Below are 14,434 nucleotides of genomic sequence, written 5' to 3'. Positions count from 1 at the left end.
CTTGGGCTTGCCATTCCGGGCCCGGAGACCCCGTCAGACCGCTTTTGGCGCCCTGGATCAGGAAGAGAACGGCCCCGCCATTATCGTCCTGTCAGGCCATGCAGCGCAAATCTGGATATCTCTCACGGTGCGTCATGCGGCTACGTGACAACGCTTTCTTGCGTCGCCGGATCAAGTAGTTGACGTTTCCTCGGGCTGATCCGGGCTGGCGCGGAAGTCATGCACCGCCGCCTGCAATGCACCGGCTTCTGTTTCCAGGAGGGGCGACCACTCGTTTCCGTCATCGCAGAGGCGCTCGACGGCTCGACAGAGCTTGACGATGGTGGTTGCGCCGACGATCAGGAATGCCCCCGCGCAACGATGAGCCCATTGGCCCAAGGCTTGGGTATTGCGGCTGAGCAGGATGCCGGCAAGCTTGGGCTCATCCGTTTGCAGGTGTTCGCGCAGCAGCGCCCGGTAGCGCTCGCGATCGGCCGCCGGGACGATATCGGCGGGACTGTCGCTGGAGGCGGGTGTGGAGCGCGCGGCATCTACGTCCGGTTGCAGGGACACGCCGTGCAGGGCGTGCTCCAGTTCCGCCAGCGACACTGGCTTGGCAATGTAGCCGTCGAATCCGCGAGCATGCCAGTCGGAGGCCTGACCGGCGTGCGTGACCGCGCTGAATGCAAAAACGGGCAGCGGCGGCCTTTTGGCCTTGATTGCAGATAGCAGTTCGTATCCGTTCATTACCGGCATCTGGATGTCGGTCAGCACGATGTCGACAGCTTGTTGATCGAGCACCGCGAGTGCCTGGCGCCCATCGTTGACCACGATTGACGTCCAGCCGATCGTCTCGAGTTGCTCGGCAATCAGCATGCGGTTCAGTGGGTTGTCTTCGGCGACCAGAACCGTGCCACGCTGATCGGGCGAATGGGGAGTCGCTTCGGCCTGCGCCTTTCCATTTGCGCCGGCGGTTCCGTTTGTTGTTTCGACCGGTCGCGGTGGCCCGATCAATGCGGTTTTTACGCCGGCCAGGATGGCGGCATGGTTGTATGCGGAAACCTCAAAGATTCCCGATTCCAGCTCTGCTGGGCGATCCGGCCCATTGCGTGTGATCCACACGGCGTTCGCCGGGCAAATGGTTCGAAGTGATCTGATTGTGTCGAGCCCATACTCTCCGGTCACAACCATGATCTGGGGATGGCTGGTACATAGCCAGGTGTGGGCGGCGCAACTGGCCGGCAGCACGTGCACCTGGCAGCCGACTCTTGTCAGCCAGGCTTCCAGCGTGGCACCAGATTCCGTTTCCTGGCATAGCACCATGACCATGCCACCAAGCATCGTCAATCCATGTGCCGGGGCCGTTGCCGCAGGCTCGGCAAACGGAATGACTACCGTGAAGGCACTGCCCACGCCCTCCACGCTTTCAACGCTGATGTGTCCGCCCATCAGCTCGCTCAGTCGGGCGCAGATGGAGAGGCCGAGTCCAGTGCCGCTGTAATACGCCGTGGTGCTGGTCTCGCCTTGCACGAAGGGTTGGAATACACGGGAAGCCAGCGCCTGAGACATGCCGTCTCCGGTGTCTCGCACCCGGCAGACCAGCGTCGCCATTCCTTGGGCATCTCGAGAAATCTCCGCACTAAGCGTGATTTTCCCGCTCGCCGTGAACTTGAACGCATTGCCAAGCAGATTGTTGACGATCTGCGCCAGCCTCATGCGGTCGCCCCTCAGAAGCGTACTCAGGGTAGGCGAAAGTTGGGCGTAGAAGCGGATCGGTCGATCCGTCACCATGGGCGCGTAGGAAAGGGACAGACTTTCAAGTTCGTCGAGCGGATTGAAAGGTGCGGACACCAGCTTCATCTCGCCAGCATCTATCTTCGAGAAATCAAGAATATCGTTGACGATCCGACGCAGCCCTTCGGAGGACGACTGCAATGCGCGTAGCCGTGTTGCGTGTGCCTCGAGGCCGCGGCTGCGCCCGAGCAGTTCGAGATTGCCCAGGAGCGCATTCAGTGGCGTGCGTATCTCGTGGCTCATCGCGGCAAAGAAATTCGATCGGGCACGCATCATGGCTTCCGTCGCTTGCTGGGCGGATCGAAGCTTCTGCTCGAGTTGTTGTTGTGCTGTTACGTCCTGAATGGCACAGAAGAGCACGCACTCTCCGCGGTATCTGGCGGGCGCTGATGTAATTTGCAGAAACTGTGGCTTTGAAGCAGGTGCGGCTTCCGTCGTGGAATTGCACCGCCGGGAAGCGTCGGCATGGGCGTACCCGGGCACCCTGATCTGCGCAATTGGCCCGAACGCGTCACTGAAAGCCTGCGAGGGGCGCTGGCGCAAGGCGTCGATGATCCGGGTGGGCATCGTCGCTCCCCGACTGCATCCAAGCAACGTGTCGGCAACCAGGTTCGAGGTCACGATGACGTGGTCCTGCTGGCGGACGATGCAAAGCCCGATCGGCGTGGCATTGACGAGGATATGGTTGATCGTTTCGTTCTCGAGCGCGCGGGCGGCTTCGGCCTGGCCGTGTCTCAGCAAATGAATGTCCCAGTAGCGTGTGGATATCACGATCGCGATGATCAACATCATGCTCAGGGACCCGATGGTCATCAGTTCGTAGTAGATCGAACTGAATAGCTTGCCGTAGGCCAGGAAATAGACAAGGGAGCCGAAATCCTGGCGCAATGGCTGCACCAGCACCAGGCCGGATCTTCCGAGCCGGAGTGTGTCGGGGGGCAGGCGGCGTGTGCGCGAGAGAATGCGTTCCGCGACTTCGAGCGAGCTTCCCCGCGGGGAGATGTCGATGCGGTCTTCCGCGTGGTTGAGCAACAGCAGCATGGCTGGATCGCTCGGGCGCTTGAGCTGGGACAGGAAGGCATTGACAGGTGTACTCGATGCGATGAGCGCAGGTCGGTGTCCGTCGCCTGCCGTTGTCCCTACCACGGACGTCATGACTTGCGAGTGCAGCACCGGATCCTCGACGGGTCCGATCCAAACCTGCTCTCCGTTACGCGGAAGCTCCTGTCCGGTCCGGGCCTGCAAGGCCTGAACGAGTTTGTCCCGCAGTACTTCCACAGGGTCGTTTTGCTCGGCAATCAGAAGCGCCACGTCGAGTGGCATTGGAGACGGTGTCAGGATGACGGCGTACTCGGCATTCGCGTCGACCACATAGGCGGGATTATCGAGTTCGAAGGCGACGCGGGTGGTCAGCGCAGCAATGGCAATCTGCTGCAATTGCCAGACGCGTTCTGGAAGCGAACGGCCCCAGGCCTGCTGCGTGCTCGAGGGTACCAGCAGTGTGTAGCGGCCATCAGGAGCAACGGCGATGCCAGTACGACGTATGCGTTCGAGAAGATCTGGATCGGTGGGCGAATCGCTGCGGGCATTCAGGTAATGCGCCACCGTCAGCGTCGTTCGGCGCAGGAATGAGGCATCGCTCTGGAGTTGAAGGGAGATCGCGCTGACATACTGGGCAAGATGACTGCGTCGGATGTCGAGCTGCTTGGCAGCCGCAAGCCCGCCGAGCAGGATGGCCGATACGATGACGATCGCAATTAGGAGGCCGACTGTGGCGTAGTAGAGCTGACGCTGCCGTCTTGCGTTGCGCGCCAGCGAAGCAAACGCCTGCGCCAGCGACTCCTGTGTGCGATCGAGTATTTGCTGCATTTGAAGGATCAGATCAGGCCGTTCTCATAGGCGTAGCGAATAAGGTCCGTATTGGTTTGGACGCTCAGCTTGCGCATGGCAACGGTTTTCTGACTGGAGATCGTGCTCACCGACCGCCCGAGCTTGTTGGCGATTTCGGTGAGCTGGAAGCCCTGCGCATAGAGCCGGACGACATCGAGCTCACGCAATGTCAGCTCCGTGGCTGGGGCGGCCGTGGCCGCCGCGGTGGCGCTGTCCAGCACCGCCCGAATCGACGGCGAATAGAAATGGCCGTTGCTGATGGTGACATGGATACAGGCGCGCACGATTTCGTCGAGTTCGTCTTCCTTGCTGACGAACGCGCGCGCGCCGAGCTTCATCGCGCGGCTGACCACGCCAGGGTTCGTCTGGGCGCTGACCACCACGATGCGCGTGTCCGGATGGCGCCTGTGTAGTTTGCGCAATAGATTGAATCCGTCCAGTGACGTATCGCCATGCCCTATGCTGAAGTCGGTGACGGCAACGTCGACCGGATTCTGCGTCAAGGCGTCAACCAGTTCACTGCCGTTGGTGCATTCACATGCCACCTGGAAGCCGGGAGTACGCTGCAGGCAATCTCGCAAAGCGACAACGACGAGCGGATGATCATCCGCCAGCGCCACCCGAATGGTTTTCGCAGTCATGCATCAATGTCCTTTCGCAGCCAGGCAACGCATTCGGGCGAACGCGCTGCGTGAGGGGGTTTAGCTATCTGAAAATTAGGGAAATTACTCTATATCGTATCGGCGCGAGATAGTCGTACCTGTTTAGTCGAAATTGTTTGCGATCAACTTGTGTTGTAACTGTTCGATAGCGAATGTCACTATGGCATCTCAACTGCACGAATATCGTCGCAGTCGTGATGGAGACGGGAGAGTCATGCGGAGGCGTTCGGGCAAGAGTCGTAAGGCGAAGATTCTCGCAATTAACTAATCAAACTAAAATCGTACTTCGACTGATTTTGATGGTTTCGATGCAAATAAATCGAAGGCAGGTAAGGCGATAGGTGGGACAAATCGACGATTTAGCTTGAAATTCTGCGCGACGCGGAGAGCTGACGGTCGAGCGCGGCGGACAAGTCTCCATACTGAGGGAGAAGCGTTGTGGCGCTGGTGATGAAGCTGTGACACCGTTGCGATTGAGATGGGGTGATCGCCTTGAGCATGACCGCCGCAGGATGGGAGAAAGCACCGTGGCGGGCGAGCCATGCCGGGACCTCGTCGCCGTCGCCGTCGCGCAAGCGCAGAAGCATCAAAAGCTCGACGGGAATGGCCTGCTCGACGGGGTGATCGAAGTCGAACAGCGAGTGGTCGGTGTCGAGCCGGCATTGGTTGACGTGTCTGTCGGCCAGCTCACGAGCCAGCGGCGCGAATGCGATATCGCTATCCTGCCAGTGCTCGACGATCTTTGAGAGTACGGCGTCACCCTTCTGGAACGTGGCTTGCGGCACACCGACCCCAAGCGCCTGACCCGCGACACCGATGATCAAGCCGGTCATGCCACTGACCGGGTGCAGGGAAGCCAGCTCGCTGCTGGTGCCGAACCAGGCTTGCAGTGCGAAGGCAGCGAGTTCGCGCCACTCCAGCGCTAGCAGCATCGCTACCTGCAGGGCCATATCGCGTTCGTATGCCTGACGGCTGTGCGGGCCACTCCATTTTTCCTTGTGGAGCGCCAGCGCATGTGTGCCGGCGATGGACTCGATGACGCCGAGTTGCAGGGAGGTCACGTTGGGGGGCGGGCATGCTTCGTCGCCGCTCAGGTCGATCGCGCGCCATTGCCGCAGCCGCCCGAGCCAGAACATCGCACGGGCGGCTCGTGGCAGCGGCACGGCATTTGGTGCGACGAGGAACGCTGAGAGTGTGTCCCGATACATCCCGTTGAGCGCTTCCGCCTGGGCCTGCGCCGTTTGCAGGATGGCTTTTCGCCGGTGTTCCGTCTCCCGTAACGTGCTGGATTTCGTCTGCATTGTGTGTCTCGCCCGTGATGAATGAGTGGATGAGCAAAAACACTACGGGCTGGGGAGTGTCGGGTCCATCGCTATTCCTTGAAATGTGCGATGTATGCCGCCGCGCCGCGAACGTCGGCTGCGTCACAATACATTCGACCAGACCATGGTCTTTCGTCGCGCGCCACTTGCCGTTGGTTTTGGTGGCATTCTCTAAGCCGCGCGTGCCAGCTGTTTACGTTGCATCGCGCCGTACAACCCCCGCATGGAGGTGTGCCATGGCAATGCGTCAATTCGCCGAGTTTCCCGCCAACGAACGTCAGGATCTCGAAGCCTTGTTCCGGCAGGTTGGTCTTGCAGCCCAGGAGTTCGAAGTTTTTGATGTAAACGGAACGTCAGCCCGTCAGGTGACGGTGCGGCGGCAGCGTACCGGCGCGGAAAGCGTCTACGAGGCCGGCCCGGGGTCGGCGTGGATCGAGGAATTCGAGAGCGATCTTGAATGCGGCCTGTTCGGGCAGGTATCTACCCAGTAATCCGCAAACGCGCACGTATTTACGTGGTCATGTAGCCGCCGGGCTCGCCTTCGGTCATCAGTGGCGTCCTCGCTCGCCACCGCGGCCGACGATCGACGCCCCGGCGATCAGTTCCGTGAGGAGTGCCAGCGATGCCGCACCGGGCATGCGGCAGGGGTCGAGTTCACCTTGCGCGGAGTACTTGAGCAGCGTCGCGGCATTGAGCTTGCCCGCGTTGACGCGCCCCATCGACCAGCCGGCAAAGGCGCGCTCGGCGATCTCTTCGTAGCTCAGCAGCACGACGTGGTGGTGGCGATCATCGCGGCCGATATTCAGGAAAAGCCGAGAGACGGCTTCCCGATCACCTTCCAGCGCCTGGAGGAAGACGGTGTTGCTGTGGCACAGCACGCCGGTGATGCCATGACGCAGGTTCTGTTCCAGGCTGGTGTCGAGGATGGCATCCAGCACATCGGCGTCAAGCGGCTGTCTTGCACGGCTGGCGTAGAGCAGGCGGACTAGCATCGGTGTTCCCTCCGGGCAGCGAGTCAGCGGCGATTGAGATTCAGCAGGGTGAGAAATTCACGGCGCAGCTTGTCGTCCTTGAGGAACGAGCCGCGCATGACACTGTTGGTCATCTTGGCATCGGTATCGCGCACGCCACGCCAGTGCATGCAGAAGTGCTCGGCTTCCATGACGATCGCCAGGCCGTCTGGATTCATCTTCTCCTGCAACAGATCGGCGATCTGCGCTACGGCTTCTTCCTGAATCTGCGGTCGGCACATGATCCATTCAGCCAGTCGCGCGTACTTGGACAGGCCGATCAGATTGGAGTGGCGGTTCGGCATCACCCCCACCCACAAGCTGCCGATGATCGGGCACAGGTGATGAGAGCAGGCGCTGCGCACGCGGATGGGCCCGACGATCATCAGTTCGTTGAGTTGTTCCACGTTCGGAAACTCGGTCACGTCCGGTGCCTTCGCGTAGCGTCCCGCGAAGATCTCCTTGAGATACATCTTGGCTACGCGGCGAGCGGTCTCGCGTGTGTTGTGATCCTGGTCGACGTCGATCACCAGCGTGCGTAACACCTCTTCCATGCGGGCTTCGACCTCGGCCTGCAGGGCTTCGAGTTCACCGTGCTCGATATGGCGAGAGATATTGTCGTTGGCATGGAAGCGCTCGCCGGCAGCCTCGATGCGCGCCCGAATCCGGTTGGATACGGGCGAGGCGGTGGGCGTGTGCTCGGGGCGATCGGACTGATCCTTGTGTGACATGAGTGGCCGCAGGGAGTTGGGCGTCGGCGCACGCGGTGCGCGGTGCTTCACTATATGGCAGTTGGCATTGCACCACAACCTGCAACAACCTGCTGCTGGGCATGGCCTCAGCGCAGTACCGCCAGGGCCGGGAGCAATGCCAGCGGCATGACGAGCGCACCGGTCTTCAGGAAGGTGCCGGCGCTGACCATATGACCTTCACGGCGCAGGGCGGTCAACCAGAGCAGGGTGGCCAGCGAGCCGGTAATGGACAGGTTCGGGCCCAGGTCCACACCGATCAGCACGGCAGCCGTGACGGTATCCGAAGCGTGGCCGGCCGCCAGCGCCGAGGCTGCGAACAGTCCAGCCGGCAGGTTATTGACGATGTTGCTCGTGATGCCGACGAGCACGCCTGCCGCACCGGCGCCAAGCACGGCCTCCGGCCCCTGCAGCGCGGATAGCATCCGCACCCAATGAGCCAGTTGAGCGGTCAAGCCGGTCTGGGCCAGGCCGGCAACCAGGACGAAGAGTCCGGCCACCAACGGCAGGACGCCCCAGGACACTTCCTTAAGCGCCGGGACCAGTAGTCGCGGCTGGGTGGCGCAGACGACAGTCAGGGTCAACAGACCACCGATGAACGTTGGCCAGCCGAGATCTTGCCCGTGCAGCGAGGCCGTCAACAGTGCCGCTCCGGTCAGCATGATGCCCAGCGTCGTCAGCCATGCCTGGAGCGTCAGAGGGGGCGTCGGCACGTCATTCTCGATCGGCTCGGCCAGTGCATCGCGTTGCGTCCAGTACAGGACGATGAACGTCATGGCGATGGCCACCACCGATGGCAGCGTGAAGCGTGCCAGCCAGCTGGACAGGGGCGGCATCCGGTCACCGAACAGCACGAGGTTGGCCGGATTGGAGATTGGCAGGAGAAAGCTCGCCGCATTGGCGATGAACGCGCAGGCGTAGAGATAGGGCAACGGGTGCCTGACACGTGCCGCGCGCGTCGCGGCGAGGACCGCGGGCGTGAGGACGACTGCGGTGGCATCGTTCGACATGAATGCTGTCACCGCAATGCCGAAACCATAGACCAGCGCAAACAGCTTGCGCGCCGACCCTTGCGCGGCGCGCACGGCCAGCGCGGCCACATGATCGAACAGGCCCGTCTTGCGGGCGAGTTCCGAGATCAGGATCATCCCGGCCAGGAACAGATAGACGTCGTTGCCGCGTGCCACGGCTTCGAGAGCGTCGCGCCATGGCAGCAGTCCCGCCACGCATAGCACCAGCGCGCCAGCCATTGCCCAGAACGGCTCGGGCAGGCGGAAGGGCCGGAACAGCACGCCCGCCGTGGATAGCGCCGCGACGCTCCAGATCAGCGGTGTCGCGTAAGCGGGCATGTCGGCCGTGGTCACAGGCCGGAAGCAGTAGGACGTTGGGACGATACCTGCGGCGATATCTCAAGCGCTGCAGGGGTCGGCGCCGCGGCTGTCGGTGCGCCGGGAGGGTTTCCGTCGGCAGGTACGTCCGGCGTGACAGTCGGCGGCGGGAATCCAATCGATGCAAGCCCGTGGGATCCGTCCGCGTTCTCCGCGTAGGCCCAGTCGTCATTAAGGCGGGCAAGCTGCGGTGGCGTCGGGAAGCTGGCTTCTGGCGCGCCGGCCAGGCGTCCTTCCATGTAGGCAGCCCAGATGGGCAGCGCGGTGGTCGCGCCGAACTCGTGTCGGCCCAGGCTGCGATTGTCATCGAAGCCCATCCACGTCACGGTTACCACATCACCCGCGTAGCCGGCGAACCAGCCGTCGACCGAATCGTTGGTGGTGCCGGTCTTGCCGGCCACATCGTCGCGGCGCAAATAGCGTTTCACGCCGGTACCGGTACCCTCGTCCACCACGCTTTGCAGCAGGCTGTTCATCACGAACGCATTGCGCTCGGAGATCACGCGCGTCACCTCCGCTGCGTTCTGCGCGGCAAACAGCACGTTTCCGTCGCCATCCGTGATCTTGTCGATCAGATAGGGTTCGATGCGGTGGCCCTGGTTGGCGAACACGCCATAGGCGGCCGCCAGTCGCAGCGGCGATGTGGTGCCCGTGCCCAGTGCCAGCGGCAGATACGGCGGCAGCCGTTTGGTGGAGAAGCCGAACTTGCCAGCGAAGTCGATCGCGTAGGGGATGCCGATGGCGCGCAGCGTGCGGATGGCAGGCAGGTTGCGCGATTCCGCCAGCGCCTGACGTACCGTGATCGGGCCGACGAAGCGATTGTCATCGTTCGACGGTTGCCAGCGCGGGTCGTCCAGCGGCGCGTCGTTGATCAGCGTGCCGGGAGAAATGCCGCGCTCCAGCGCGGCCGAATAGATGAACGGCTTGAACGTGGATCCCGGCTGGCGCTGTGCTTGCGTGGCATGGTTGAATCGGCTCGTATCGAAACTGGCGCCGCCCACCATGGCTTCTATCGCACCGGTGCTCGCGTCGAGCGAGACCAGTGCCGCCTGGGGCAGGGCGACCTGAGCCTTCGCCGAACCGTGCCGCTTGCCGTAACTGGCCAGTCCGGCTTGCACGGCGTCGTACGCCATTGTCTGGCGCACCGACGACACCGTGGTGTAGACATTGATGCCGCGCGTATAGGCTTCGTCGCCGAAGCGGTCGAACGCCAGTTGCCGTGCCAGTTCGGCCACGTATTCCGCGTGCCCGCTGAAACTGCCGTTGGCGTCGCGGCTCACCACGAGTTGCGCGCCGCGCGCCTCGCGATACTGGTCCTGCGTGATCATGCCCAGCGCCAGCATCCGGCCGAGCACATACTCCTGGCGACGTTTGGCGCGCGGGTAGTTCACCTGCGGATTCATCGTCGAGGGTGCCTTGGGCAGCCCCGCCAGCATCGCGGTCTCCGCCAGAGAGAGCGACGCGAGCGGCTTGCCGAAGTACGTCTGAGCGGCGCTGCCGAAGCCGTAGGCGTGCTCGCCCAGGTAGACCTGGTTCATGTAGAGCTCAAGGACTCGGTCCTTGGGCAGCGTGCGGTCGATCTGCCATGCCAGCAGGACTTCGTACCATTTGCGGGCCAGCGTCTTTTCGCGGGACAGGTAGAAATTGCGCGCCACCTGCATCGTGATGGTGGATGCGCCCTGCGCGTAGCCCTCGCCGAGGTCTGCCAGTGCCGCGCGGACCAGGCCGGGGATGTCCACGCCAGCATGGTTGTAGAACTGGTCGTCCTCGGCCGCGAGTAGCGCCTCGGTCATCAGCTTCGGCATTTTCTCGATCGGGATGAACTCCCGATGCTCGGCGCCAAACTCGCCAATGAGAACGTCGTCGCTGGTGAACACGCGCAGCGGTACCTGGGGACGATAGTCGCGCAATGCGTCGACCGAGGGGAGTTGCCGCAGGCTGACTACCGCGGCAAAGCCGACGAGCAGGACGCCGGCGGCTCCCAGCGCCGCGACGACGCCGGCAGCCTTGACTGCAAATTTTTTCATGGCGCGCATTCTACCGTGCTGCGGGGAGCGGCAAAGGCACACCGGATTCGGTATGGTCGGAGGGAGGATGCTGTTGGGTGCGGTCTGGCGGCTGATGCGGCACTTCCCGCGCGAATTCGCACAGCGCGTGCCATGTCTCCCAACGCTCGATGATCGTGTAGTGATCGACCCCCGAAATCATCTGCAGCGCGACCGGGCCGGGCCAGGCCGCCATCAGCCGTTCAGAGCATTCGTGGGGCACGACGTCGTCGCTCTCGGCCAAAAGGACCTTGGTGCTCTGGACCACCTTCTTGCAATGCGAGATCGAATCGAAGTGATGCCGCATCAACTGACGTAGGGGTACCAGCGGAAAGCGCTTTCGCACGATCTCGAGCAGGGAATCGTATGGCGTGATCAGTTGCAGGCTTTCGAAATCCTGCAGGTCGGCAAGCTGGATCGCCACGCCGGTGCCGAGCGAGCGTCCCACCACATGCACCCGCACGCCGGGGAAGGCCCGGCGAAGATGCAGCAGGAACTGGCTGGCATCGGCAACGGCAGCCGCCTCGGAGGGCATCCCGTCCGAGTGACCGATTCCGCGATAGTCGAACGTCGCGAAGCCCATCCCGTGCGGCAGCCACTTCATGAACTGAAGCGTTTCCAGCACATCTTCGCCCCGTCCCGGCAGATAGAACAACAGGTCGCCCACGCCCTCGTGGTCGGCGTGGTAGCAGTAGCCGCGAAACTGGCCGCCCGGCACGGCATGCGAGTAGCCGACGATGCCGTCCGGCAGATCGCGCGGCGGGCGCCGGCGTGCATCGAAGAGCAGCCGTTCCTGGTTGATGGTCAGGTAGGTCCAGTAGCAGACGAAGCCTCCGGCGGTCACGAGCGTGGCGGCCAGCGTTCTGCGCAGGAGTGAAAACATGGGGGCGAAGGGTTGGTCACGGGCGAACGATCTTGCCCAGCCTAACCGAAAAATGGGTAACGCGGCGTTGGACCGGGCCGGGTGCCCGCGAGTTCTTGTACGATATGCCGCATATCGAATCCAGGCCCAGGAGGGCTGTTGCGCATGAACGACGAACAGAAGCGCGCCGAAGAAGCGCAAGCCATGGAGCGTGTGGTCAATGCCACGCGCCAGGTTCAGGTGGCGTTTACCGCCCTGCTGAGCCAGTATCCCCCGCAGGGCGCCGGCAAGCCGTCGAAGCTTGCGCTGCAAACCTTCGACGCGGCCCTGCAGGGTCTTGAAGACGCCCAGGCTGGCTTCGACGAGATCCTCAACGACCTGCTCGACGGCAACCGCTGACGCGTCTCACTCCAGCGTGAATCGCGCCTCGCGCACCGAGGCTGAATCCAGGCCGATCTGAAGATTGAAATCGCCCGGTTCGGCCACGTATTCGAGGCGCGCGTTATAGAACTTGAGCGTGTCCTCGGTGACGGGGAATTCGATCGCGCGCGATTCGCCGGGCGCGAGCATCACCTTGCGGAATCCCTTGAGTTCCTTGACCGGACGCACGACCGATGCGGTTACGTCCTGCACGTAGAACTGCACTACCGTTTCCCCGGCGTACTTGCCGGTGTTCTTCACGGTCACGCTGGCGTTGATCGTCCCGTTGCGGGCCAGTTTCGGGCTCGACAGCCGGATATCGGACACGCTGAACGTGGTGTAGCTCAGGCCGTAGCCGAACGGGTAGAGCGGGCCGGATTCTTCCTCGAAGTACTGCGATGTGTAGTTGGCCGGCTTGCCTGGCGTGAACGGTCGGCCAATGCGCAGGTGGTTGTAGTACGTCGGAATCTGGCCGATCGAGCGCGGGAACGAGACCGGCAGCTTGCCCGACGGGTTTTCGTCCCCGAACAGTACGTCCGCGACCGCGTGGCCGCCTTCGGTACCGGCGTACCAGGTCTCGAGCATCGCGTCCGCGTTGTCCTTCTCCCAGTTGACCGTCAGGGGGCGGCCGTTCATCAGTACCACCACCAGCGGCTTGCCGGTGGTCTTCAGCGCCTTGAGCAGTGCCTCCTGGCTGCCCGGCAGCGACAGGCTCGTGCGGCTCGAGGCTTCATGAGACATGCCGCGCGACTCACCCACGGCCACGACGATCGCGTCGGCATCGCGTGCCGCGCGTACCGCCTCGTCGATCATCTCTCCCGGCGAGCGCTTGTCCTGCACCACCTCGGGGCTGTCCCAGTTCAGGAAGTTCAGATAGCCGACCACGCGGGCGTCGTCGGTCACGTTGGCGCCGCGCGCGTATATCACCTCGCCCTTGCCGGCCAGCGCGTCGCGCATACCCTGCAGCAGCGAGACGGATTGACGAGGCTTGCCCGCAGCGGACCAGCTACCCAGGATGTCGATCTGCGCGTCGGCCAGCGGGCCGATCACGGCCACCTTGCCTGACTTGCGCAGCGGCAGCGTCTGGTTGCGGTTTTCCAGCAGCACGATGGACTTGCGGGCGGCCTCACGTGCTTCGGCACGGTGCAGGCGGCTCTCCGCGTCGACATCGGCCGGGTCCTGGGCCGCCACACCGATACGGCGGAACGGGTCGGCGAACAGGCCCATGTCGTACTTCGCGCCAAGCACCTCGCGCACGGCATCGTCGATCAGCGCTACCGGCACGGCGCCCGATTTCACGAGGGTCGGCAGTTGTTCCAGATAGCGCGTGTCCGCCATGCTGATGTCGACACCGGCTTCGATGGCCAGCTTAGCCGCCTCGCGGCCGTTGCTGGCCACGCCGTGGCGCAGCAGTTCGTCGATCGCGCCGTGGTCACTGACCGTGACGCCCTTGAAGCCCCATTCCTTGCGCAGCAGGTCGCGCAGCAGCCATCTGTTGGACGTGGCGGGCTGGCCGTTGATCGAATTCAGCGCGATCATCACGCCGCCGGCACCCGCGTCCAGACCGGCGCGGTAGGGCGGCAGGTAGTCCTGGTACATGCGCTGCAGGCTCATGTCCACGGTGTTGTAGTCACGCCCACCCTCTACCGCGCCGTACAGCGCGAAATGCTTGACGAAGGCCATCAGGCTGTCGGCATTGGCCGGGGACGTGCCCTGGAAGCCCTTGACGCTTGCGCGCGCGCATTGCGATACCAGATATGGGTCCTCGCCGAATCCTTCCGAGGTGCGGCCCCAGCGCGGATCGCGCGAGATGTCGACCATTGGCGCGAACGTGGCGTCGATGCCATCTGCGGCGGCTTCTACGGCTGAAATCCGCGCGGTCTTTTCCACCAGATCCATATCCCAACTCGATGCCAGGCCAAGGCTGATCGGGAACACGGTGCGATGACCGTGGACCACGTCGTAGGCGAAGAACATCGGAATCTTCAGCCGGCTCTGCGTGACTGCCGCATTCTGCAGCGGGCGGTTCTCCGCTTGCGTGATGGAGTTGAACGTGCCGCCCACGCGGCCTGCCGCGATTTCCTTGATGAGCTGCGGCTGTGGCATCTCGGGCCCGATGCTGATCAGGCGGAGCTGGCCGATCTTCTCGTCGAGCGTCATCCGGCCGATCAGATCGGCGATGAGCGCCTGCTTGTCGGACTTGCCGGTGGCATGGACGTCCGCCGCGAAGGCTGACGATACGGAGATTGGCGCAATCAAGGGCGCGCAGGCAAAGCCAGCCGCGAGGGCCAGCGTGGAAAGCATTCGCATGTT

11 protein-coding genes are annotated in these 14,434 nt (G+C 63.0%); 2 read left to right on the top strand and 9 right to left on the bottom strand.

The annotated features are described in order from the left end of the window. Positions 1-171 precede the first annotated feature (171 nt). The 3 genes from B2246_RS18910 to B2246_RS18900 all read right to left on the bottom strand — a co-directional run bounded on the left by B2246_RS18910 (position 172) and on the right by B2246_RS18900 (position 5,626). Positions 172-3,642, bottom strand: coding sequence for a hybrid sensor histidine kinase/response regulator (locus B2246_RS18910; RefSeq protein ID WP_008643855.1), 3,471 nt, complete (start codon positions 3,640-3,642; stop codon positions 172-174). 8 nt (positions 3,643-3,650) lie between these two features. Then, positions 3,651-4,304, bottom strand: a complete 654-nt coding sequence (locus B2246_RS18905; RefSeq protein WP_286882591.1) for a response regulator transcription factor — start codon at positions 4,302-4,304, stop codon at positions 3,651-3,653. Between the two features lie 380 nt (positions 4,305-4,684). Beyond that, a complete protein-coding gene (locus tag B2246_RS18900; protein ID WP_186425716.1) occupies positions 4,685-5,626 on the bottom strand; it encodes a hypothetical protein in 942 nt (313 codons plus the stop codon). A 257-nt stretch (positions 5,627-5,883) separates the two neighbouring features. Between B2246_RS18900 and B2246_RS18895 the strand changes: the two genes are divergently transcribed. Beyond that, on the top strand, positions 5,884-6,138 hold the full coding sequence (locus tag B2246_RS18895) for a hypothetical protein (RefSeq protein ID WP_008643850.1): 255 nt from the start codon (positions 5,884-5,886) through the stop codon (positions 6,136-6,138). A gap of 57 nt (positions 6,139-6,195) precedes the next feature. Here the strand turns inward: B2246_RS18895 and B2246_RS18890 are convergent, their stop codons facing one another. The 5 genes from B2246_RS18890 to B2246_RS18870 form a co-directional block, all read right to left on the bottom strand. Then, positions 6,196-6,639 carry a BLUF domain-containing protein gene (locus B2246_RS18890; protein ID WP_008643847.1) on the bottom strand — a complete coding sequence of 148 codons (444 nt, stop codon included), beginning with the start codon at positions 6,637-6,639 and terminating at the stop codon, positions 6,196-6,198. A gap of 23 nt (positions 6,640-6,662) precedes the next feature. Continuing rightward, positions 6,663-7,388 carry a GTP cyclohydrolase I gene (gene folE / locus B2246_RS18885; protein WP_008643845.1) on the bottom strand — a complete coding sequence of 242 codons (726 nt, stop codon included), beginning with the start codon at positions 7,386-7,388 and terminating at the stop codon, positions 6,663-6,665. Positions 7,389-7,495: 107 nt separating this feature from the next. Beyond that, entirely contained in the window at positions 7,496-8,755 is a 1,260-nt protein-coding gene (locus B2246_RS18880) for an arsenic transporter (protein ID WP_286882590.1), read from the bottom strand. Positions 8,756-8,766: 11 nt separating this feature from the next. Next, positions 8,767-10,830: a penicillin-binding protein 1A gene (locus tag B2246_RS18875; RefSeq protein ID WP_008643842.1), complete on the bottom strand. Its 2,064-nt coding sequence runs from the start codon at positions 10,828-10,830 to the stop codon at positions 8,767-8,769. Between the two features lies 1 nt (position 10,831). Further along, positions 10,832-11,722 (bottom strand): alpha/beta hydrolase, encoded by an 891-nt coding sequence (locus tag B2246_RS18870; RefSeq protein WP_008643840.1) that lies wholly within the window; start codon positions 11,720-11,722, stop codon positions 10,832-10,834. Positions 11,723-11,866: 144 nt separating this feature from the next. Here B2246_RS18870 and B2246_RS18865 point away from each other — a divergent pair, with 144 nt between their 5' ends. Beyond that, positions 11,867-12,100, top strand: a complete 234-nt coding sequence (locus B2246_RS18865; protein WP_008643838.1) for a hypothetical protein — start codon at positions 11,867-11,869, stop codon at positions 12,098-12,100. Positions 12,101-12,106: 6 nt separating this feature from the next. On the opposite strand, the gene bglX is transcribed toward B2246_RS18865, so the two are convergent. After that, entirely contained in the window at positions 12,107-14,425 is a 2,319-nt protein-coding gene (bglX, locus tag B2246_RS18860; protein WP_286882603.1) for a beta-glucosidase BglX, read from the bottom strand. Positions 14,426-14,434: the final 9 nt, after the last annotated feature.

Origin of the sequence: Cupriavidus sp. UBA2010 (genome assembly GCF_002335265.1) — a bacterium.
Taxonomy (GTDB): Bacteria; Pseudomonadota; Gammaproteobacteria; order Burkholderiales; family Burkholderiaceae; genus Cupriavidus; species Cupriavidus metallidurans.
Note: the sequence above shows the minus strand (reverse complement) of the source record. Positions and strands in the feature narration are given on the sequence as shown.

Excerpts from the sequence above, each read along its gene's own strand:
- B2246_RS18910 (WP_008643855.1), bottom strand. The coding sequence starts at position 3,642 with ATGCAGCAAATACTCGATCGCACACAGGAGTCGCTGGCGCAGGCGTTT.
- B2246_RS18905 (WP_286882591.1), bottom strand. The coding sequence starts at position 4,304 with ATGACTGCGAAAACCATTCGGGTGGCGCTGGCGGATGATCATCCGCTC.
- B2246_RS18900 (WP_186425716.1), bottom strand. The coding sequence starts at position 5,626 with ATGCAGACGAAATCCAGCACGTTACGGGAGACGGAACACCGGCGAAAA.
- B2246_RS18895 (WP_008643850.1), top strand. The coding sequence starts at position 5,884 with ATGGCAATGCGTCAATTCGCCGAGTTTCCCGCCAACGAACGTCAGGAT.
- B2246_RS18890 (WP_008643847.1), bottom strand. The coding sequence starts at position 6,639 with ATGCTAGTCCGCCTGCTCTACGCCAGCCGTGCAAGACAGCCGCTTGAC.
- folE (WP_008643845.1), bottom strand. The coding sequence starts at position 7,388 with ATGTCACACAAGGATCAGTCCGATCGCCCCGAGCACACGCCCACCGCC.
- B2246_RS18880 (WP_286882590.1), bottom strand. The coding sequence starts at position 8,755 with ATGCCCGCTTACGCGACACCGCTGATCTGGAGCGTCGCGGCGCTATCC.
- B2246_RS18875 (WP_008643842.1), bottom strand. The coding sequence starts at position 10,830 with ATGCGCGCCATGAAAAAATTTGCAGTCAAGGCTGCCGGCGTCGTCGCG.
- B2246_RS18870 (WP_008643840.1), bottom strand. The coding sequence starts at position 11,722 with ATGTTTTCACTCCTGCGCAGAACGCTGGCCGCCACGCTCGTGACCGCC.
- B2246_RS18865 (WP_008643838.1), top strand. The coding sequence starts at position 11,867 with ATGAACGACGAACAGAAGCGCGCCGAAGAAGCGCAAGCCATGGAGCGT.
- bglX (WP_286882603.1), bottom strand. The coding sequence starts at position 14,425 with ATGCTTTCCACGCTGGCCCTCGCGGCTGGCTTTGCCTGCGCGCCCTTG.